Annotated in this window: 17 protein-coding genes; 7 read left to right on the forward strand and 10 right to left on the reverse strand. The window is 66.9% G+C overall.

Annotation, left to right across the window (positions count from 1 at the left end; genetic code table 11):
• Window positions 1-18: 18 nt before the first annotated feature.
• Window positions 19-1,260 (reverse strand): NAD(P)/FAD-dependent oxidoreductase, encoded by a 1,242-nt coding sequence (locus AC2FAN_RS14040; RefSeq protein WP_485174801.1) that lies wholly within the window; start codon window positions 1,258-1,260, stop codon window positions 19-21.
• Window positions 1,257-2,060 (reverse strand): glutamine amidotransferase, encoded by an 804-nt coding sequence (locus AC2FAN_RS14045; RefSeq protein WP_485174803.1) that lies wholly within the window; start codon window positions 2,058-2,060, stop codon window positions 1,257-1,259. Before AC2FAN_RS14045 ends, AC2FAN_RS14040 begins: the two co-directional genes overlap by 4 nt.
• A gap of 249 nt (window positions 2,061-2,309) precedes the next feature.
• Between AC2FAN_RS14045 and AC2FAN_RS14050 the strand changes: the two genes are divergently transcribed.
• The 3 genes from AC2FAN_RS14050 (at window position 2,310) to AC2FAN_RS14060 (ending at window position 7,434) form a co-directional block, all read left to right on the forward strand.
• The gene (locus tag AC2FAN_RS14050; protein ID WP_485174805.1) at window positions 2,310-2,948 is read left to right on the forward strand and encodes a TetR/AcrR family transcriptional regulator; all 639 of its coding nucleotides are present in this window, start codon (window positions 2,310-2,312) and stop codon (window positions 2,946-2,948) included.
• 77 nt (window positions 2,949-3,025) lie between these two features.
• Window positions 3,026-4,201 (forward strand): efflux RND transporter periplasmic adaptor subunit, encoded by a 1,176-nt coding sequence (locus tag AC2FAN_RS14055; RefSeq protein WP_485174807.1) that lies wholly within the window; start codon window positions 3,026-3,028, stop codon window positions 4,199-4,201.
• 11 nt (window positions 4,202-4,212) lie between these two features.
• Window positions 4,213-7,434 (forward strand): efflux RND transporter permease subunit, encoded by a 3,222-nt coding sequence (locus AC2FAN_RS14060; protein WP_485174809.1) that lies wholly within the window; start codon window positions 4,213-4,215, stop codon window positions 7,432-7,434.
• Window positions 7,435-7,438: 4 nt separating this feature from the next.
• Here the strand turns inward: AC2FAN_RS14060 and AC2FAN_RS14065 are convergent, their stop codons facing one another.
• The 3 genes from AC2FAN_RS14065 to AC2FAN_RS14075 form a co-directional block, all read right to left on the reverse strand.
• Window positions 7,439-8,107, reverse strand: coding sequence for a hypothetical protein (locus AC2FAN_RS14065; protein ID WP_485174811.1), 669 nt, complete (start codon window positions 8,105-8,107; stop codon window positions 7,439-7,441).
• Window positions 8,104-9,216: a hypothetical protein gene (locus AC2FAN_RS14070; protein WP_485174813.1), complete on the reverse strand. Its 1,113-nt coding sequence runs from the start codon at window positions 9,214-9,216 to the stop codon at window positions 8,104-8,106. Before AC2FAN_RS14070 ends, AC2FAN_RS14065 begins: the two co-directional genes overlap by 4 nt.
• Window positions 9,217-9,291: 75 nt before the next feature.
• Window positions 9,292-9,795 (reverse strand): winged helix-turn-helix transcriptional regulator, encoded by a 504-nt coding sequence (locus tag AC2FAN_RS14075; protein WP_485174815.1) that lies wholly within the window; start codon window positions 9,793-9,795, stop codon window positions 9,292-9,294.
• 99 nt (window positions 9,796-9,894) lie between these two features.
• Between AC2FAN_RS14075 and AC2FAN_RS14080 the strand changes: the two genes are divergently transcribed.
• Window positions 9,895-10,455, forward strand: coding sequence for a dihydrofolate reductase family protein (locus tag AC2FAN_RS14080; protein WP_485174817.1), 561 nt, complete (start codon window positions 9,895-9,897; stop codon window positions 10,453-10,455).
• 10 nt (window positions 10,456-10,465) lie between these two features.
• Here AC2FAN_RS14080 and AC2FAN_RS14085 read toward each other — a convergent pair whose 3' ends face one another.
• A complete protein-coding gene (locus AC2FAN_RS14085) occupies window positions 10,466-11,368 on the reverse strand; it encodes a DMT family transporter (RefSeq protein WP_485174819.1) in 903 nt (300 codons plus the stop codon).
• A gap of 164 nt (window positions 11,369-11,532) precedes the next feature.
• Between AC2FAN_RS14085 and AC2FAN_RS14090 the strand changes: the two genes are divergently transcribed.
• Window positions 11,533-12,399 carry a LysR family transcriptional regulator gene (locus AC2FAN_RS14090; RefSeq protein ID WP_265050721.1) on the forward strand — a complete coding sequence of 289 codons (867 nt, stop codon included), beginning with the start codon at window positions 11,533-11,535 and terminating at the stop codon, window positions 12,397-12,399.
• A gap of 77 nt (window positions 12,400-12,476) precedes the next feature.
• Entirely contained in the window at window positions 12,477-13,520 is a 1,044-nt protein-coding gene (gene obgE / locus AC2FAN_RS14095) for a GTPase ObgE (protein ID WP_485174821.1), read from the forward strand.
• A 167-nt stretch (window positions 13,521-13,687) separates the two neighbouring features.
• Here obgE and AC2FAN_RS14100 read toward each other — a convergent pair whose 3' ends face one another.
• Both AC2FAN_RS14100 and AC2FAN_RS14105 read right to left on the reverse strand, forming a co-directional pair.
• Window positions 13,688-14,464 (reverse strand): hypothetical protein, encoded by a 777-nt coding sequence (locus AC2FAN_RS14100; RefSeq protein WP_485174823.1) that lies wholly within the window; start codon window positions 14,462-14,464, stop codon window positions 13,688-13,690.
• A 66-nt stretch (window positions 14,465-14,530) separates the two neighbouring features.
• Window positions 14,531-15,667, reverse strand: coding sequence for a DSD1 family PLP-dependent enzyme (locus AC2FAN_RS14105; RefSeq protein ID WP_485174825.1), 1,137 nt, complete (start codon window positions 15,665-15,667; stop codon window positions 14,531-14,533).
• 121 nt (window positions 15,668-15,788) lie between these two features.
• Between AC2FAN_RS14105 and AC2FAN_RS14110 the strand changes: the two genes are divergently transcribed.
• Complete coding sequence (locus AC2FAN_RS14110) at window positions 15,789-17,609, forward strand: ABC transporter ATP-binding protein (protein WP_485174827.1); 1,821 nt, start codon at window positions 15,789-15,791, stop codon at window positions 17,607-17,609.
• 154 nt (window positions 17,610-17,763) lie between these two features.
• Here AC2FAN_RS14110 and AC2FAN_RS14115 read toward each other — a convergent pair whose 3' ends face one another.
• The gene (locus AC2FAN_RS14115; RefSeq protein WP_485174829.1) at window positions 17,764-18,285 is read right to left on the reverse strand and encodes a hypothetical protein; all 522 of its coding nucleotides are present in this window, start codon (window positions 18,283-18,285) and stop codon (window positions 17,764-17,766) included.
• Between the two features lie 12 nt (window positions 18,286-18,297).
• The gene (locus tag AC2FAN_RS14120) at window positions 18,298-19,227 is read right to left on the reverse strand and encodes a nucleoside hydrolase (RefSeq protein WP_485174831.1); all 930 of its coding nucleotides are present in this window, start codon (window positions 19,225-19,227) and stop codon (window positions 18,298-18,300) included.
• Window position 19,228: the final 1 nt, after the last annotated feature.

Genomic DNA, 19,228 nt, shown 5'->3' on the forward strand with positions numbered 1-19,228 from the left:
CGGCAGGCGGGACGGCTTTCAGCCGATATAGCGCCCTGGACGAAACGGCTTCGGATCGGCCGGCGGCGTCTCGCCGCAAATCATCGCCGCGATCATCTCTCCCGTGATCGGCCCCGTCGAGAAGCCGATATGCTGGTTGCCGAAGGCGAGCCAGAGGCCGGGATTACCAGGCGCTTCGCCGATCATCGGCAGTGAATCCGGCAGGGTCGGCCGTGCGCCGCGCCAGGTTTCGCCGATCACGCCGTCGAACGGGAAGGCTTCGTGGGCGGCCTTGGTGACGCCATCGATCTGGCGGTGGTCGTCGGGTGCGTCGCGATCGCTGAGATCGACGCCGCTGGTGACGCGGTAACCCTGCTCCATCGGCGCCATGTAATAGGCGGCGTCGGCGTCATAGACCGGCCGCGACAGGCGGGCGCCGGCCCGGGCCTTCAGGTGGCGATGATAGCCGCGCTCGACATCGAGCTTCGGGTCGAGGCCGAGGGGCTTCAGCAGGTCGCCGCTCCAGGGACCCAGTGCGACCACGGCGATGTCGGCGTCAAAGGCGCCCGTCGCGGTGCTCGCGCGCCAGCCGGTGCCCTGGCGGGCGAGGTCCGTGACCTCGGCCTGTTCGATGCGCCCGCCGCGATCAGCGAAGAGAGCGGCATAGGCCGCGGTGACGGCGCCGGGGGAATCGACCGAGCCGACGGCGGGGATCAGCAGCCCGGCCGGGAAGATCGGGTTCAGGTTCGGCTCGACGGCGGAGATGCCCTGCCGGTCGAGTATCTGGGATTCGATGCCGTGGCTCTTCAGGAAATCATGCTCGGCCTTGGCCGCGGCATGGCCGGCGTCGGTGCGCCAGAGCTTCAGCGTGCCGGTCTCGCGCAGGCGATGCGCGACGCCGGCCTCCGTCATCAGGGCGCGATGCCGCTCGACGGTGCAGGCGGTCAGGGATTCGAGGGCGGCGATGCGGGCCGCGGCTTGCGAGGGTCGGGCTTCCCAGAGGAAGCGCAGCAACCAGCCGGGCCGGGTCAGGGCGCGGCGCCAGCTCAGATTGAGCGCCGGGTGGCGGTTGCCGAGATAGCCGGGGATCCGGGGGAAGAGCGAGGGATTGTTGAGCGGCACGATCGAGGAGAGTGCCAGCACCCCGGCATTGCCGTAGGAGGTTTCGCGGCCGGGCTCCCGGCGGTCGATCAGGGTGACGGCGATGCCGCGCTTCTGCAGCGCGAGCGCGCAGGAGACGCCGACCATGCCGGCGCCGAGGACGAGTGCTGATTTGGTCACGCGGATGTCGTTCCGGCTTCGGCCGGTTCCTTCAGCCAGTGGTCGAGGAAGGCGTCGAGCCAGAGCCGGATCGCCGGATCGTGCTGGAACCAGCCGGGAACATGGGTGTGGCCGAGCTGGGCGCCGGGCATCAGCGTGCGCTCATAGCCGCGCACCGACCAGCGATGCATCATTGCTGGTGTGACCTCGGGATGGAACTGGATGCCGTAGGCCTTCGATCCCGCGCGAATGGCCTGCACCGGAAAATCCCCGCCCGTGGCGAGGCATTCGGCGCCATTCGGGCAGTCGAAGCCGTCTCGATGCCATTGATAGACGGTGCCCGGCCAGGCGAATCCCGCCATGCCGGCATGGGCGGCGCCGGCCTCGGTGATGGCGAGGGGATAATAACCGACCTCGGCGCGGCCCTCGCCATGGGTGTAGACGCGCGCGCCCATATGCTTCGCCAGCATCTGCGCGCCCAGGCAGATGCCGAGGAACGGTGCATCCTCCCTCAGGCAGGTGCCGATCCAGTCGATCTCGGCCTTGACGAAGTCCTCGGGATCGTTGGCGCCCATCGGGCCGCCGAAGATCACGGCGCCGGCGTGATCGCGCATCGTCTGCGGCAGCGGATCGCCGAAGCGCGGCTTGCGGATGTCGAGAGCGTGGCCGCGCGCCTGCAGCAGCCGGCCGACGCGGCCGGCGGTCGAATGCTCCTGATGCAGCACGATCAGGACCGGTTTCGGGACGGGGCGGACGGGCCGGGTGGATAGCGGCGAGCGGGTTCTGCGGGCCGCGCGGAAAGGGAAGGCGTGGTCGTTCATCACGGACTTCAAGGTCGCTCGCGCTTCGGCGGACGGGGTAGATGCGCGCAAAGCCATGCCAGATCGCCCCTAAACATGAGGTTCCACACGGGACGACGCAAGCAATTTGTGCGCCGGGATCGCTGCAATGATCCGGCAAGCTTCGGGCGGTATGCCCGGCGGCATCGCAACCCCCGATGGCAAATCGCTTGACCGCGTTTCCGCTTTCTGAGATGAGAATGAACGTTCATTCTCATTTTCCGAGTTCTGATGCCACCTCTGGTTTCCACGTCGCAGCCCGATCCCGCCCTGTCGGAGCGGCATATCCGCATCCTCGACGCGGCGGAGCGCGTCTTCGCGCGCGCCGGGTTCCACGCGGCGACGATGCAGGATGTCGCGGCCGAGGCGGGCATGAGCCCTGGCAATCTCTATCGCTATTTCAGCTCCAAGGACGCCATCATCGCCGGCATGGCCGAGCGCGACCGTTCCCTGATCGCGGCCGATTTCGGCGAGCTCTGCCCCGACAACGGCGCGCTGCTCGATCAGCTTGAGGAGCTCGGCCGCAAGCATCTCGTCCGCCAACCGCGCGAGAAGGCGGTCATCGCCTTGCAGATATGGGCAGAGGCGGCGCGCAACCCGGAGATGGCGCGCATGTGTGCGGATATCGAAGGCACGGTGGCCCAAGGGCTTGCGGCGGCGATCGGCGAGGCCAAGCGCAACGGCGAGCTGCCGCCGCGGCTCGACGAACACCGCTTCCTGCTGGCGGTCTCGATGATGGCCGATGGCTTCTTCTGTCGGCGCGGGATGGATCCGGCCTTCGACGAGGCAACTGCCGCCGACACGCTTTTCGCCAGCATGCGCCAGCTCGCGCAGACCATGCTCCTGCCCGAAGCGGACGTGCAGCCATGATGTCTGCACCCGCCGGGCTTCTCGCCTTTTCCTCCGGCTTCAAGGCCGCAACAGGACCACACCCGATGCCCGTTCGCATGACCGTTTCTCGCTTGGTCGCCCCGATGGCGCTGGCAGCGGCTCTCCTGGCGATCCCGTTGCCGCTCGTCGCGCAGACGCCGGCCCCGGCCGCGGCTGCTGCCGGGCCGTCCGTCACCGTGACGCAGGCGCAGATGACCGAGATCGTCCAGAGCGTGGTCGTCTCGGGCTCGATGGTCGCGCGCGACGAGATCCTGGTGGCACCGGAGGTCGACGGGCTGTCGATCGTCGAGCTTCTGGCCGAGGAGGGCGACAAGGTCGCGCAAGGGCAGGTGCTGGCGCGGCTGAACCGCGTGACGCTCGACGTTCAGAAGGTGCAGAACGACGCGCAGATCGCCCGCGCGGAAGCATTGGTCGCTCAGGCTAATGCCCAGATCGCCGAGGCCGACGCCAATCTCGTCCAGGCCAACAACGCCTTCGACCGGACCAAGGCGCTGCGCGACACCGGCAATGCCAGCATCGAGACGTTCGACCAACGTGCGGCCGCCGCGCGCTCGGGTCAGGCGCGGGCGAACTCGGCCCGGCAGGCGCTCGCCATCGCCACGGCCGATCTGGCGCTCGCTCAGGCGCAGGGCAAGGACATCACCGTCAAGCTCGCGCGGACCGATATCAAGGCGCCGCATGCAGGCATCGTCAGCCGCCGCACCGCGCGTCTCGGCGCCACGGCCGGCATGGGCGCCGGAGCCGAGCCGCTTTTCCGGATCATTGCCGACGGGGCGGTCGAGCTGGAAGCGCAGGTCGCCGAGGTCGAGCTGCCGGGATTGAGGGTCGGTCAGGGCGTCTCCGTCTTGCCCGCGGGGGCCAGGGACGCGCTCGCGGGCACGATCCGGCTGATCTCGCCTGAGGTCGACAAGGCCTCGCGCCTCGGCCGCGTCCGCGTCGCGCTCAACGGCAACCCGCCCGTGTCGCTCGGCAGCTTCGCCCGCGGCATCATCGAGACAGGCCGCAAGCGGGCCGTGACCCTGCCGCTTTCGGCGATCACCTACAGCCGCTCGGGCGCGACCGTGCAGACCGTCAAGGGCGGCAAGGTCACGACCAAGCCGGTGACGATCGGCCTGGCCGGCGGTGGACGGGCCGAGATCGCGACCGGACTCGCGGAGGGGGAGACCGTGGTGGCTCGCGCCGGCACCTTCGTGCGCGACGGCGATCTCGTCACGCCTGTCGCGACCAACTGACGGATTCGGCCATGAATGTGAATTTCTCCGCCTGGTCGATCCGAAAGCCGGTTCCGGCGATCCTGCTCTTCGTCGTGCTCTGCGTGCTCGGGCTGCTCTCCTTCTCGAAGTTGCCGGTCACGCGCTTCCCGAACATCGACGTGCCGCTGGTTTCCGTCACCGTGACGCAATCGGGCGCCGCACCGGCCGAGCTCGAAAGTCAGGTCAGCAAGCGCGTCGAGGATTCGGTCGCGAACATCACGGGCGTGAAGCATGTGATGTCGACGCTGACCGACGGGCAGTCGCAGACCATCATCGAGTTCCGGCTCGAGACCAACACGGACCGGGCCGTCAACGACGTCAAGGACGCGATCGCCAAGATCCGGGCCGATCTGCCGCGGACGATCGACGAGCCGATCATCCAGCGCATCGACGTCGAGGGCCAGTCGATCCTGACCTATGGCGCGGCCTCGGCCGGGATGACGCTGGAGCAGATTTCCTGGCATGTCGACGATGTCGTGGCGCGCGAGCTGCAGGGCCTCAAGGGTGTCGGGCGCGTCGAGCGCTATGGCGGCGTCGACCGCGAGATCCGCATCTCGCTCGATCCCGACCGGCTGCTGGCGCTCGGCATCACCGCGGGTGAGGTCAACCGCCAGATCCGCGCCACCAATGTCGATCTGGCCGGCGGGCGCGGCGAGGTCGGCGGGCAGGAGCAGGCGATCCGCACGCTGGCGGGCGCGCGCACGGTCGCCGAGCTCGCCGAGACCAAGATCACGCTGACCGGCGGGCGCGAGGTGCGCCTCAAGGAGCTCGGCCGCGTCGAGGATTCGAATTCCGAGCCGCGCGCCTTCGGCCGGCTGAACAAGAGCCCGGTCGTGACCTTCGCGGTGTTCCGCTCGAAGGGCTCGAGCGAACTCTCCGTCAAGGATGTCGTCGCGCAGCGGGTGGCGGAGCTGAACAAGCGCTTCCCCGACATCAAGATCACCCCGATCGACGATGCCGTCGCCTATACGCACGGCAACTACAAGGCGGCGATGGAGACGCTGATCGAGGGTGCCGCGCTCGCCGTCGTCGTCGTCTTCCTTTTCCTGCGCAATTGGCGCGCGACGCTGATCACGGCGATCGCCCTGCCGCTTTCGGCCATCCCCACCTTCTGGGCGATGGAACTGATGGGCTTCTCGCTCAACCTCGTCAGCCTGCTCGGCATCACGCTGGTGACTGGCATCCTCGTCGACGACGCCATCGTCGAGATCGAGAACATCGTCCGGCACATGAAGATGGGCAAATCGCCCTATCGTGCCGCGATGGAGGCGGCCGACGAGATCGGTCTCGCCGTCATCGCGATCACGCTTACCATCGTCGCGATCTTCGCGCCGGTCTCGTTCATGGGCGGCGTTGCCGGGCAGTATTTCCGTCAGTTCGGCCTGACCGTGGCGGTTGCGGTGCTGTTCTCGCTGCTCGTCGCGCGATTGATCACGCCGATGATGGCCGCCTATCTGATGCGCCCCGTGAAGCATGCCGATCCGAAGGACGGGTGGATCATGCGGGCCTATGTCGGCCTACTGAACGGCACGCTGAAGAAGCGGCGCATCCCGTTCTTCCCGCGCTTCGACGGCTCGGGGCACTGGCGGACCATGCCGTTCAACACCGCCTATGCGACGCTGGTGGTCGGCTTCCTCTTCCTCGTCGGCTCGATCCAGGCGACGCAATTGCTGCCGACCGGCTTCATCCCAGACGAGGACACCTCCCGCGTCGTGGCCTCGGTCGAGCTGCCGCCCGGCTCGACGCTCGAGGATACGCGCGTCACCACCGACCATCTCGTCGACGCGCTGAAGGCGATTCCCGAGGTCACCAACGTCTTCGTGCTGGGCGGGGCATCGCCGACCGGCCAGCGCGAGGTCCGCCGCGCCGCCGTTTTTATCCTGCTCAAGCCCAAGGCCGAGCGCGACATCAGGCAGAAGGAGCTGAAAGTCACGATCGCCGAGAAGCTCGCCAGCGTGCCGGACGTGCGCGCCTGGTACGTCAATGAGCGCGGCGAACGCGAGATGGCCTTCTCGATCATGTCGAAGGATGGCGATGCGCTCGATGCCGCCGTCGCCAAGATCGAGGCGCGGATGCGCCAGGTCGACGGCTATCTCAACGTCGCCACCGCCGGCTCGCTGAGCCGCCCGGAGCTGCGCGTCACGCCGAAGCTGGAGGAGGCCGCCAATCTCGGCGTCACGCCCGAAGCGATCTCGGAAGCCGTGCGCGTCGCGACGATCGGCGATGTCGGCGCCAATCTCGCCAAGTTCAACGCCGGCGACCGGCTGGTGCCGATCCGCGTGCAGCTCGAAGAGGATGCCCGCACCGATATCCGCAACATCGCCGCGCTGCGCGTGACCAACACGAGCGGCGTCTCGATTCCGCTCACCGCCGTCGCCGATATCGGCTTCGGCGAGGGGCCGAGCTCGATCGACCGCTACGATCGGGTCCGCCGGGCACAGATCGGCGCCGATCTCAAGCGCGGCTTCGAACTCGGCACGGCGCAGGAGAAGTTCCAGCAGATCGTCAAGGAGGTCGGCCTGCCGTCCGGCGTCTGGATCGCCGCAACCGGCGATGCCGAGATCCAGGGCGAGGTCGTCGAAGGCTTCATCACGGCGATGACGACCGGGCTGATGCTGGTGCTGGCCGTGCTGATCCTGCTGTTCGGGTCGGTCTTCCAGCCGATCACGATCCTGCTCTCGCTGCCGCTCTCCTTCGGCGGCGTCGTGATCGCGCTGCTGGCGACCGGCAATGCCGTGTCGATGCCGGTCTATATCGGCCTGCTCATGCTGATGGGCATCGTCACCAAGAACGCGATCATGCTGGTCGATTTCGCGGTCGAGGAGGTTGGGCGCGGAAAGGATCGGCTGACGGCGCTGATCGAGGCCGGGCGCAAGCGCGCGCGGCCGATCCTGATGACCACCATCGCCATGGCTGCGGGCATGCTGCCCTCGGCCTATGGCGTCGGCGACGGCGGCGAGTTTCGCGCGCCGATGGCGATCGCGGTCATCGGCGGCCTCCTCGTCTCGACGGTGCTGTCGCTCGTCTTCGTGCCATCCTTCTACATGGTGATGGACGATCTCTCGCGGGCGACGGGCTGGCTCTTCGGCCGCTTCTTCAGCAAGGCCGAGGACGAGAGCAACTGGGAGCCGATCGACGAGCACGCGGCCCCCGCGATCGCGACGGCCGAGGCGATGTCGAAGCCGGCGCCGCCGCGGCTGGCGGCGGAGTGAGGATTCAGGACTGGAGTTCGAGCGGGAAGGGCGTGCGTTCGTGATGCGCGGACAATTCCCAGCGCCCTATCGAGTCCGCTTCCCAATCGTGCAACATGGCAGCCACCGCGGTGCGGTCATTGGCCAAGATCAGTGGCCGGAGATGGTCCAGAAGGGCACTCAGGACCGGCTCCATCACGCGGTGACCGCGCGGGATTTCAGTTAGAACTTCAAGGCTTGCGGCTGCAGCTTTGAAATCGCCCCGAGCGGTATGGAGCAAGGCCTTCATATGCACGAGCTCGAACGCATCTTCGAGCGGGAGTTCCGGCCCTTGACGAAGTGGGTCCTGTTCAATGGCAAAAGTTGCTAAGTTCAGGGGCCTCAGCGACGGCAAGACGTATTCTCGGATAATGCGTTCGAAATGCTGCTGAAGATTCGGCTCCGTCCAGCGGGCCAGCCAGTTCTCGCATCTGAAAACCTGGGACACCGCACGTGGGGTCCCCAACGCCGGGTCAAAGCTGAGGCCGACGAACAAGGCGATGTCAAAACGATCGGCCTCACCCGTCCGATATATTCTGAGGCCGCGGGTGACATGATGGATAGGCACGAGATAAATCTCATGCCCACGGACATGAAGGTCTTTGCGCTGCCGATAGGGATGAAGAAGCTCGTCGATCTGTCGCCGCGTTGTCAAAGTCGAGGCCTCAACTCGATTACGAGAAGTCGATTCACTGATCCGCGAATGCGCATAGCGGCATCGGCGGTAATGTCCGCCTCAGAACGTGAGAGCTCGCGGCCCGTCTTGATATCGTAAAGGCAACGGGTCCCATTGATTCCTCTTTCAAAGACATCAAAACGTTTGGTTCCGGCTGTTCCATAAGGCTGCTCCCCCAATTCGCGCAATTCTTTGAAGTAGGACCGTTCTGCGACGACGGCAGGATTGTTCCAGACATCGACGCGATTCTTGAGTCGGAGATGAACGTCTGTGCCGTATTTCTGCATCGTTGAGAAATTGCTCGGCGGTCCGGCCTCGCGTGCCGCATCATCCAACATTTCCTGGATTTTTGGGAGGTAAGGGCAGGCTTGTTCGACTTCGGCACGATCAACCTTGCCGACCCATGACGTGCTGAAAGAATCGGCCTTCCCAGGTGCATAATCGTGGGCACGAAACCCTAGAACGGGTAGAGCGCCGCTGCTTTCTCCCAGGCTATTGAACCAGTCGAACAATTTGCCGGCCGCTTGCGACCGAGAACCTCCTGATCCTCCGCCGCGTCGCCATCTCGCCTCGACCACGTCTGGTCCATTTTCTCCCCAGACCGATTGGCTGACTATTTCTCCGTCTGGGCCGCCGTCGCGAAGCGACTGGACCTTGTCTGTCGTTTCGAAGCTTACCGTGTTGCCATCGGGTCGGGTGACGGTCTGGCGCTCGTCGAAGCCGGCGGCGCGCGAGGCGGCGTATTCCGACTGGATCGTCGTGCCCTGGCCGTCCGTGACGGCCTGCTCGAAGACCGAGCCGTCCTCGTTCCAGCCCTCGCCGAGCGAGGACCAGCCGGTATCTGCGTCGAGCGATGTGCCGTCGGGAAAATCCGGGTTTCCGCCGCCTGAACCGCCGCCACCTCCCGCGCCGCTGGTCCACTGTCCACCGCCAGGGCCGCCGGCAGGAACGCGGGGTTGGGAAGGATTGTATTTGCGAAGCCAGTGATCGCGCCGGATCAGACCGAGTTCGTCTCGCAGGCGAAGCAGGCGCATGCGCAGGGTGCGAAGCTCGCTCCCGCGGTCAGAAAAGCGATGGTGGGCTGGCATGACGGGCTCCTGAGAGGAGCCCTATTGTCCGGTAGTCCTGGCCACCGGGGATAAGTCGGCCGGTGTCCGTGCGGCTCAGCCTGCCAGAGCCTTCCGCCGCGCCAGCGCTGCTTGATAGGCCTGCGTCAGCTCGCCGAGCACGGAGTGCTCGGGCTTGTTTGCATCGAGATGCAGGTGCCTGAGTTCCTGCATGAAGCGCTCCCACAGGGCCGGGCCGCCTTCGCTCAGGAGTTCGGCGCGGATCGAGAGTTCCTCCGTCACCGGCAGGAAGCGGCGGCCCCATTCGCCCATCGCGGCGAAGACGGGAACGAGCGCGATGCCCATTTCGGTCAGGCTGTAGATCGCCTTCTGCTTGTGGCTGGCATCGTCGCGGCGCGAGAGCAGGCCCTTCTCGACCAGACGCTTCAGTCGATCGGCGAGGATGTTCGAGGCGATGCCCTCGTCCGATTTCGACAGCAGCTCGCGAAAATGGCGGCGATTGCCGAACATGATGTCGCGCAGGACGATCAGGCTCCAGCGATCGCCCAGGATTTCCAGTGTCCGATTGATCGGACAGCCCGAACGGCCGGTCTCGCGCATGCTCGTCTCCAAACTGATTGCAATGTAGGATCGGTTTGGATAATCATCAACCAATTGCAATTCACAACCGGTTTATCCGAGCGCAGCAGGAGAGGTGAGATGGCCAAGCTGATGGTCTGGAATCTGATGACGCTGGAGGGCTTCTTCGAAGGGCCGGAAAAATGGGATCTGGCCTTCCACAGCGATGCCTGGGGCGAGGAACTGAACGAGATGAGCAGCGAGTTCGGAGACAAGGCCGGGCTGCTGGTCTTCGGCCGGGTCACCTATGAGGGCATGAAGGCCTATTGGACGAGCGCGGAGGAGGAGGGCGAGACCAAGGCCTTCATGAACAGCCTGCCGAAGCTCGTCGCCTCGCGCAGCCTGACGGGCTCGGACTGGAACAACACGACGGTGACGGCCGACATCGCCGGCGAGATCGTCCGTCGCAAGGCCATGCCGGGGAAGGATATCTATGTCTTCGGCAGCGCCGAGCTGACGGAATCGCTGCTGGCCGCCGGGCTGGTCGACGAGATCATGCTCGGGGTCGCGCCGGTCACGATCGGCCGGGGCACGCCTTTCTTCAAGCAAGGCACCGACAAACGCGGCTTCTCGCTGATCGCGGCCCGTCCGCTGAAGAACGGCACCGTGATCCTGCACTACGGCGTCAAGGCAACGGCGTGAGCCTTGCGGTTCAGCCGCGCCGGACCATCAGCACGGCGGCGAGGATGGCGACGCCGCCGAAAGCCTGGACGGGCGTCGGCTGCTCGCCGAAGAGCGCCCAGGCGGCGAGCACGCTGACCAGCGCCGGCCAGACCATGACGAGCGAGGCGGCGCTGGCGCCATAGCTGCCGAGCGAGAGCGTGATCAGCCCTTGGCCGAGCGCATGCGAGACGAGGCCGAGCGCGGCGACGGCGAGCCAACCCTGCAGGCTCGACGGAATGATGGCCTCATCAAGCGCCAGCGCTGCCGCAAGGCAGAAGACGGCGCAGACCACGCTGGAGACGAGGCTGACATATCCGGCATCCGCCCGGTCGCGGGCACGGCGCACGGCGAGGATATAGGTGGCGTAGGACATCGCCGCACCGACGGCGAGGCTGTCGCCCAGCAGATTGCCCGAAACCTGGGCGGCACCGGTGAATTTCGGCAGGACGAGCAGCAGCGCGCCGGCGATCGCGAGCATCAGCGCGCCGAGAATGCGCCGGGACGGGCGCTCGCCGAGCAGCAGCCAGCCGCCCAGCACGACGCCGACCGGGGCGAGATTGCCGAGCAGCGAGGCATTGGCGATCGTGGTGTGGCCGAGCGCCGCGTTGTAGAGCGTGACGTCGATGCCGAAGGTCAGGCCTGCCAGCGCGACCGCGCCGAAAGCGCCGCCGCGCACCTTGTCGCCCGCAGGCTTGCGCTGCTCCAGCGCCGTCCAGGCGGCGAGGACCGGCAGGGCGAACACCATGCGCCAGAACCCGGCCGCGGCGGGGCCGACATCGGCCAGTCGCACGAAGATGCCGGAGAAGCCGATGAACGTCGCGCCGGCGAGCAGCGTGAGGAACATCGCGAGCGCGGGCGAGGCAGGCCGGACGGAAATGGCGGGAGCTGACATGGTGTTTCTGACTGAGTTGAAGCCAGCTTCGGTCGCGACGATGCGGCGGGCTGAGCCTCGTTCAGGCGTGGATATAGGGCGCTTCCTTCCATCGGAAAAACGGATTATTCTGATTTAACCATTCTTAAAATCGATCGAAGGCCCTCGTTCCAGGGAGGCACGTCATGACCGTTCATTTCGACCTTGCCGCGCTCGGCATGCTGGTGGCCGTGGCCGAAACCGGCGGCTTCACCGCTGCGAGCGCCAGGCTCGGCCGCACCCAGTCGGCGATCTCGGTGCGGATTCAGGATCTCGAGAACCAGCTCGGCCACAAGCTGCTGGAGCGCTCCCGGCGCGGCGTCACGCCGACCGATGCCGGCGAACGGCTGATCGCCCATGCGCGGCGCCTGCTTGCAGTGGAGCGCGAGGCGCTGGCCGATCTCAGTGGCGACACCCCGTCCGGCCGGCTGCGCATCGGCATTCCCGACGACTACATGGATGCCTACCTCAGGCCGCTGATCGCGCGTTTCGCCGCCGAGCATCCGAAGGTCGAGCTCGAAGTGCGCTGCGATCTGTCGAAGCGCATCGAGCCGGCGCTGCTGGCCGGAGAGTTCGACATCGCCGTGGTCACGCAGGATCCGAACAAGCCGATGGGCGAGATGCTGCGGCGCGAGCCGCTGGTCTGGGTGGCGGCGCGCGGCCACCGGCCGGAACTACAGGAGACTCTGCCGCTCGCGCTCTTTGCCGAGGGATGCCGGGCGCGGCCGCGCATCCTTGCTGCGCTCAACACGGCCGGCAAGGCGCATCGGCTCGTCTTTTCCTGCTCGCATACGTCGGGCGTGCTGTCGGCAGTGGAAGCCGGCTTCTGCGTGGCGGCGATCACCGAAAGCGCGATGCCGCCCTCGCTCCGCCGGCTCGGCCCGGCCGAGGGCCTGCCGCCCCTGTTCGAGCTCTCCGTCGGGCTGATCATGGCGCCGCATCCCGATCTCGCGGCGCGGCGTTTCGCCGACGCGCTTCGCGAGGAAATGAGCATGCTGCGGCTTGCGGCTTGACATCATTCCTCCTGACGCGAGGGGCGAGAAGGAAAGGCGGCATTGCCCTTTCCTTCTGTCATCACTACTGAAACGGCATGAAATTCCTCGACCAAGCCAAGATCTATGTGAAGGCCGGTGACGGCGGCGCGGGCTGCGTCTCCTTCCGCCGCGAAAAGTTCATCGAGTTCGGCGGGCCCAATGGCGGCGACGGCGGGCGCGGCGGCGATATCGTCGTCGAATGCGTGCAGGGGCTGAACACGCTGATCGATTTCCGCTTCCAGCAGCATTTCAAGGCGAAGATCGGCGAGCACGGCATGGGCAAGGATCGCCATGGCGCGAATTCGCAGGCGATCGTGCTGAAGGTGCCGCCGGGCACCGAGATCCTCGAAGAGGACGGCGAGACCAAGATCGCGGACCTGACTGAGCCGGGCCAGCGCTTGGTGCTGTGCAAGGGCGGCAATGGCGGCTTCGGCAATGCCTATTTCAAGACCTCGACGAACCAAGCGCCGCGCCACGCCAATCCCGGCCTGCCCGGCGAGGAGCGCTGGGTCTGGCTGAGGCTGAAGCTGATCGCCGATGCCGGGCTCGTCGGCCTGCCCAACGCCGGCAAGTCGACATTCCTCGCCACCGTCACGGCGGCGAAGCCCAAGATCGCCGACTATCCCTTCACCACGCTCCATCCCGGCCTCGGCGTGGTACGGGTCGACGGGCGCGAGATGGTGCTGGCCGACATTCCCGGGCTGATCGAGGGCGCGCATGAGGGGCACGGCCTCGGCGACCGCTTCCTCGGCCATATCGAGCGCTGCCGCGTGCTGCTGCATCTGGTCGAGGGCACGAGCGAACACGCCGGCAAGGCCTACAAGACCGTGCGCGAAGAGCTCGAGGCCTATGGCGAGGGGCTGGCCGACAAGCCGGAGATCGTCGCGCTCTCAAAGGTCGACGCGCTGACGCCGGAGCTGCTCAAGGAGCAGGTCGCACGGCTGAAACGGGCGGCGAAGCGCATGCCGATCATTCTGTCTTCCGCCTCGGGCGAGGGCGTCGATGCGTCGTTGCGGGCGCTCTTCGCCATCGTCGAGGAGGCGCGCCGCCAGGAGGAGCGCGAGAGCGCTCCTGTCGAGGAAACCGGTTGGCGGCCGTAAGGTCTAGTATCCTGTGGAACCGCCTCGTCATCCCGGACAAGCCGCGTCAGCGGCGCTGATCCGGGATCCATCATAGAGCTCCGGTGTCCTTCGATGGATTCCGGGTCAAGCCCGGGATGACGGCGCGGTTTCGCATGCATCCTGAAAGCGTCGGACGACAGCGCACTCTAGCGGAAATCCGGCCAGGCGCCGACGCGGTGGATGCTCTCGCGGTCGCGAGCCGCTTCGCCGAAGGGCGCGACGGGCCAGTCCCAGCTTTCGTCCGGCGCAGGCAGTTCGACGCCACGCGTGAGATCGAGCCGGTCGACGATCGCGCCTGAGCGATCGCGCTCTATCATCTCGACATCGCTCAGCAGGATCACGCGGCCGCGGAAGCGGCCGAGATCGGCGATGTGCCAGGCGATGCAGCGTGCCGGCAGATCGGGTGGCAGCGTCGCCGCGCGGGCCGGGTTGTCGGCAAGCCAGTCCTCGATGGGCCAGGCGAGCTGCGAAAGCAGATTGGCTGAGACAACGAGGTCCAGCTTCGAATCGGCGACGAGGTCGGCCAGCGGATCGCTGCGGCCGTCGCCCTCGCCGGCGAGCCAGCCCATGATGCCGGTCAGGTCGCGGGTCAACAGCGTGACATTGCGCCGGAAGCGCATGCGTAACCTGATCTGAGGGAGATGGACGGCATCGACCAGCAGGACACGCTCGAAATTCGCGCAGAGCAGGCCGAGCGGGATGTCGCGCAGCAGGCCGGAGCCGAGGATGACGGCGGTCCGCCGCTCGGGCAGTTCGGCGATTGCTTGCGCCACTACGGCCCGGCAGCGAGCGTGATGCTCGGCCCAGGCGCGGCGCTGCCGGAGGCCGCGCGACCAGAGCGCGACGCTCTCGGTCACCAGGCCGAGCTTGCGCGTCATCCGCGCGGCCGGCGTCGCCAGCCGCAGGGCGAGTTCCGCGAGCATGGCTATGCGCTTGCGTTTCGCATCGGCCGCTTCCGAAAGCCGGTTCCCACTTTGCGGGCCGATGCGTCAGGTCAGGGCGCCGCGCGCCGCCACCGGCCAGAGCGCCTCGACATGGGCGTCCGGCCCGTGCAGGCCGCGGACGCAGACATACCAGTCGTGCAGGTTGACCGTCGGGTCGCAATGGCCGGGTACGAGCAGCAGCCTGTCGCCGCGATGGGGCAGCGCGATCGGATCGCCGGTCAGGATGCCGTGCTCATCGGAGGGCTTGGTGTAGATGACGCCGTCGCGACGGAACGCGGTCGGCATGCCGGAATCGATGGCGGCGGCCTTGTGGCCGGCATCGACGATGGCGCGGTCCGGCACCGGCTTGCTCATCACCCCGGCGAGGATGAAGAGCGCATGCTCGAAGCTGCGGAACGGCGTGCCATCGGCTTGGCGGTTGCGGGCGTAATCGGCGTCCATGAAGATGTAGGAGCCGGCCTGGATTTCGTTCCAGATGCCGGATTGCGTCTCCAGCTCGTGCGTGCCGGTGCCGGCACCGCTGACGATCTCGCAGTTCAGCCCGGCATGGGCGAGACGCTCGACGGTGTTGCGCGCGGCGAGCCCCGATCGCTCGATCGCCTCGCGCCGCTCGTCGATGGAGCGCATATGCTGGGCGGAGCCATGATAGGCCTGAATGCCCGCGAAGCGCAGCGTGTTGGAGCGGGCGATCGCTTCCGCGAGCCTGACGGCGCCTTCGCCGGGCGCGACGCCGCAGCGCCGGCCGCCGACATCGATCTCGACATAGACGTCGAGCGTGACATCCTGGCGGGCTGCCGCCTCCGCCGCCTCGCGCACGCCGTCGGGGTGATCGACGCACAAGCCCACGCGGGCGCTGCGGGCCAGCCGGGCCAGCCGGTCGAGCTTGGCGGGGCTCGCGATCTCGTTGGTCACCAGCACGTCGCCGACGCCGCCCGCGACCAGGATTTCGGCCTCCGAGACCTTCTGGCAGCATTGCCCCACCGCCCCGTTTGCGATCTGGCGCAGGGCGATCTCGGGGCTCTTATGGGTCTTCGAATGGGGCCGAAGCCGGACGCCGTGAGCCTGGGTGAAGGCAGCCATGGCGACGAGGTTGCGCTCGAAGGCATCGAGATCGAGGACGAGGGACGGCGTTTCGATTTCGGCGAGGCTTTGGCCGGGCTGGGCCGGCGGCGATAGCGGCATGGAGTCTCCTGAATCGGTTGTGGCCATGGGAAGACAGCTTCGTGTCCGTAGCAAGGCCTCCGGCCTCCATGCGGGCATGCGCCCAGTGGCGCTTGCCGCCCCGCCGTGATAGGCGCGGCCCATGAAGATCGGACGCGTTACCGACGATACCCTCGCGCTCTTCGCCCGTGTCTGGCGCGAGCAGATCAAATCCTACCTGCCACAGATGGCAATGATCCTCGCGCTCGTGGTGATCATCGCCGCGACGACGAGCTTCTATCCGCTCCTGATCAAGGCGGCCTTCGACGCTTTCGCCGATCCGCTGACGGCCGAATCGACCGGCTTCGTCAGGCGCATGGAGCGGTTGGTCTCGAAGTCGATCAACTACGAGATCGGCGTGGTGAACGCGATCGCGACGGTGGTCGTCATCGTCACCGCCATCAAGGGCTTCTCGCTGCTCGCCCAGACGGTGATGACCAACAATGTCGTCAGCCGCATCGAAGCCGACATGCAGACCGCGCTCTACGGCCATCTGATCGATGCCGACCTCGCGCAGTTGCAGAAGGAGAACCCGGCCTCGCTGACCCAGCGCTTCACCACCGACTTCACCTTCGTGAAGGAGGCTCTGACGCGGATCGTGAACATCGCCATCCGCGACGTCGTGACGGCGATCGCGCTCGTCGGCGCGCTGTTCTGGATCGACTGGCAGATGACGCTGGTGGTCCTGCTGATCGCGCCGGTGGTGGCTCATCCGATCGGCCGTATCGGCCGCAAGCTCAGGCGCATGGCGAGTTCGCAGCAGGAGCAGACCGGCATCATGGCAAGCCTCGTCACCGAGAGCCTGCAGGGAGCCCGCGTCGCCAAGACGGATTCGCTCGAACCCTATCTGAAGCAGCGCGCGGGCAGCGCCTTCGAGACGATCAGGACCCTGAAGATGAAGGCCGCCAACGCGCGCGGCCGTCTCGACCCGCTGCTCGAGGTCGGCGGCGGCATCGCGGTCGCGGGCGTGCTCGCCGCGATCGGGGTGCGCATCACTTCGGGCTCATCGACTGTGGGTGATTTCACCGGCTATGTCTCGGCGCTGCTGCTCGCGGCGCAGCCGATGCGTTCGCTGGGCAACCTCAACGCCATCGTCCAGGAAGCCGGCGCCTCTCTGAAGCGCTATTACGCTCTGATCGACGAGAAGCCGCAGATCGTCGAAAGACCGGGCGCCAAGCCCCTGGCGATCGAGACCGGCGAGGTCGCCTTCCGGCATCTGCGCTTCCGTTATCGCGAGGATCAGCGCGCGCTGGAGGGAATCGAACTCGTCGCCCAGGGCGGCAAGATGACGGCGCTGGTCGGCCGCTCCGGCTCGGGCAAGTCGACCTTGCTCGCCTTGGTGCCGCGCCTCTACGATCCGAGTGGGGGGCGCATCGAGATCGATGGTCAGGACCTGCGCAGCGTGACGCTCGAGAGCCTGCGCCATCGGATCGGCGTGGTCAGCCAGGACGTGGTGCTGTTCGACGACACGGTGCGCGCCAACATCGCCTTCGGCCGCCCCGATGCCACACAGGAGGAGATCGTCGCCGCCGCCCAGGCCGCGGCCGCACATGACTTCATCATGGCGATGCCGGGCGGCTACGGCGCCTCGGTCGGCGAGCGCGGCCACAAGCTCTCCGGCGGCGAACGCCAGCGCATCGCCATCGCACGCGCCATCCTAAAGGATGCGCCGATCCTGCTGCTCGACGAAGCCACGAGCGCGCTCGACACCGAATCCGAACGCCTCGTCCAGCAGGCGCTGGCGAAGTTGATGAAGGGGCGCACCACCATCGTCATCGCGCACCGGCTCTCGACCATTCGCGAGGCCGACCTGATCGTTGTGATGGACGAGGGCAAAGTCGTCGAGACCGGCAGCCATGACGAGCTTCTGGCCCGCGACGGAGCCTATGCCCGGCTGTACAGGATGCAGTTCCTGGAGAGCTGAGCACCGGGCTCGCTGTTCTGTCGCGGAAATACGCGGTCATCCCGGGCTTGACCCGGGATCCATGCTGGAGCGTTTCCGAGCAAGGTTCAGGCATGGATCCCGGCTCTGCGCTTCGCTCCGGCCGGGATGACCCGCGCTTCCGTGAGAACGCAGCCTACTTGCAGAACTCGGCGCAGCCGGCTTCCCAGAATGCTTTGCCGGATTCAAGCGGGGGGATCGAGGGCCGCGCCTTGCGGCCGGGCAGATCGTCCGGGACCGGCTTCACCAGCTCCCACCAGCCATGGGCGCATTGCGAGCGGAAGGCCATCTGGTCGGAGATCGAGGTGCCTTCTTGTTCGAGGACGGCGTCGAGCGTGGCGCAGGTTTCGCGCAAGCGCGTGTCATGCGCCTCGCCGGGATCGTTGGCGTAGTCATGGAAGGCCTCGGTGAAGGCCTCCATCTCGCGGGCGATGTGCGGCCACTCGGCGCGGCCGAGGTTCCAGGCGTCCATCCATTCGCGCACGACAGTCTCGACAGCTTCCGCCTTCGGCTTGTCCCTGACCTTTCGGGCGGTGGTCAGCATGTGCCGCATCAGCTCGGCGCGGGCATGGGCATGCCGCGCCCGCAATGCGGCCTCCTGCATCTGCGCGATGGCCTCAGCGGCCTCCAGCTGCAGCGCTTCGACGAAATGCGGCATGGTTTTTATCTCTCAGGGCAAGGTGGCGAGGCGCTCGATCAGGCGCTCGAACAGCTCATGGGCCTTCACGGCCGAGACGACATGTGCGTTGGGCACCTGTTTCCGCCGTCCGTTCCAGTCGATCGTGGTGCGGCCGCGCAAGGGGTTATCGCCGGTCTCGACCGTGACGAAGCAATCACGCCCGTCGAACAGCTCCGGCCAGAGCAGAAAGGCGATGACGCAGGGGTCGTGCATCGGATGGCCGTCGGAGCCGAGTCCGCCGGGGCGTGGGCGGTTGAGCATCCCGTGTATCGCCGCGCCCGTTTTGGTGCCGAGCGTGCCGATGCGGGCGATCTGCGCGTGACTGGCAATCGCCTGGAGCGTGACGCCGAGGCCGAACATCACGATCGGGCGGTCGCAGCCGAAGACGACCGCGGCGGCGTGCGGATCGACATAGGTGTTGAACTCGGCCGCGGGCGTGATGTTGCCGAGCCCGATGGCGCCGCCCATCACCACGATGCGCTTGACCTTCGGTAGGATGTCCGGCGCGAGCCGGAAGGCGAGCGCCAGATTGGTCAGCGGCCCGAGCGGGCAGAGCGTGATTTCACCCTCCGGGGCCGCACGGCAGATGTCGATGATCGTCTGCACGGCATGGCCGGGTGCGGCTTCGCTTGCAGGCGCAGGAAGCCCCGCCCCCGCGAGCCCATCCGGACCGCAGACGAATTCGGCCGTTTCAAGCGGGAAGACGAGGGGGCCTTCGGCGCCGCGATGGACGGGGATGTCGGCGCGTTCGCCCAGGTCGCGGATGCGCAGCGCATTCGCCGTGGTCTGAGCGACCGGGACGTTGCCGGCGACCGTCGTGATCGCCTTGACATCGAGCTGATCCCGGCTGGCGAAGGCGAGCAGCAGCGCGACGGCGTCGTCCTGCCCCGGATCGGTGTCGACGATGATCGTCTCGCGCATG

The organism is Allobosea sp. RIT-PG3_2, from assembly GCF_057321085.1.

Bases quoted from the DNA above. Each gene is read 5' to 3' on its own strand.
- AC2FAN_RS14045 (WP_485174803.1), bottom strand. From the start codon at position 2,060: ATGAACGACCACGCCTTCCCTTTCCGCGCGGCCCGCAGAACCCGCTCG.
- AC2FAN_RS14050 (WP_485174805.1), top strand. From the start codon at position 2,310: ATGCCACCTCTGGTTTCCACGTCGCAGCCCGATCCCGCCCTGTCGGAG.
- AC2FAN_RS14055 (WP_485174807.1), top strand. From the start codon at position 3,026: ATGACCGTTTCTCGCTTGGTCGCCCCGATGGCGCTGGCAGCGGCTCTC.
- AC2FAN_RS14060 (WP_485174809.1), top strand. From the start codon at position 4,213: ATGAATGTGAATTTCTCCGCCTGGTCGATCCGAAAGCCGGTTCCGGCG.
- AC2FAN_RS14070 (WP_485174813.1), bottom strand. From the start codon at position 9,216: ATGCCAGCCCACCATCGCTTTTCTGACCGCGGGAGCGAGCTTCGCACC.
- AC2FAN_RS14075 (WP_485174815.1), bottom strand. From the start codon at position 9,795: ATGCGCGAGACCGGCCGTTCGGGCTGTCCGATCAATCGGACACTGGAA.
- AC2FAN_RS14080 (WP_485174817.1), top strand. From the start codon at position 9,895: ATGGCCAAGCTGATGGTCTGGAATCTGATGACGCTGGAGGGCTTCTTC.
- AC2FAN_RS14085 (WP_485174819.1), bottom strand. From the start codon at position 11,368: ATGTCAGCTCCCGCCATTTCCGTCCGGCCTGCCTCGCCCGCGCTCGCG.
- AC2FAN_RS14090 (WP_265050721.1), top strand. From the start codon at position 11,533: ATGACCGTTCATTTCGACCTTGCCGCGCTCGGCATGCTGGTGGCCGTG.
- obgE (WP_485174821.1), top strand. From the start codon at position 12,477: ATGAAATTCCTCGACCAAGCCAAGATCTATGTGAAGGCCGGTGACGGC.
- AC2FAN_RS14100 (WP_485174823.1), bottom strand. From the start codon at position 14,464: ATGCTCGCGGAACTCGCCCTGCGGCTGGCGACGCCGGCCGCGCGGATG.
- AC2FAN_RS14105 (WP_485174825.1), bottom strand. From the start codon at position 15,667: ATGCCGCTATCGCCGCCGGCCCAGCCCGGCCAAAGCCTCGCCGAAATC.
- AC2FAN_RS14110 (WP_485174827.1), top strand. From the start codon at position 15,789: ATGAAGATCGGACGCGTTACCGACGATACCCTCGCGCTCTTCGCCCGT.
- AC2FAN_RS14115 (WP_485174829.1), bottom strand. From the start codon at position 18,285: ATGCCGCATTTCGTCGAAGCGCTGCAGCTGGAGGCCGCTGAGGCCATC.
- AC2FAN_RS14120 (WP_485174831.1), bottom strand. From the start codon at position 19,227: ATGCGCGAGACGATCATCGTCGACACCGATCCGGGGCAGGACGACGCC.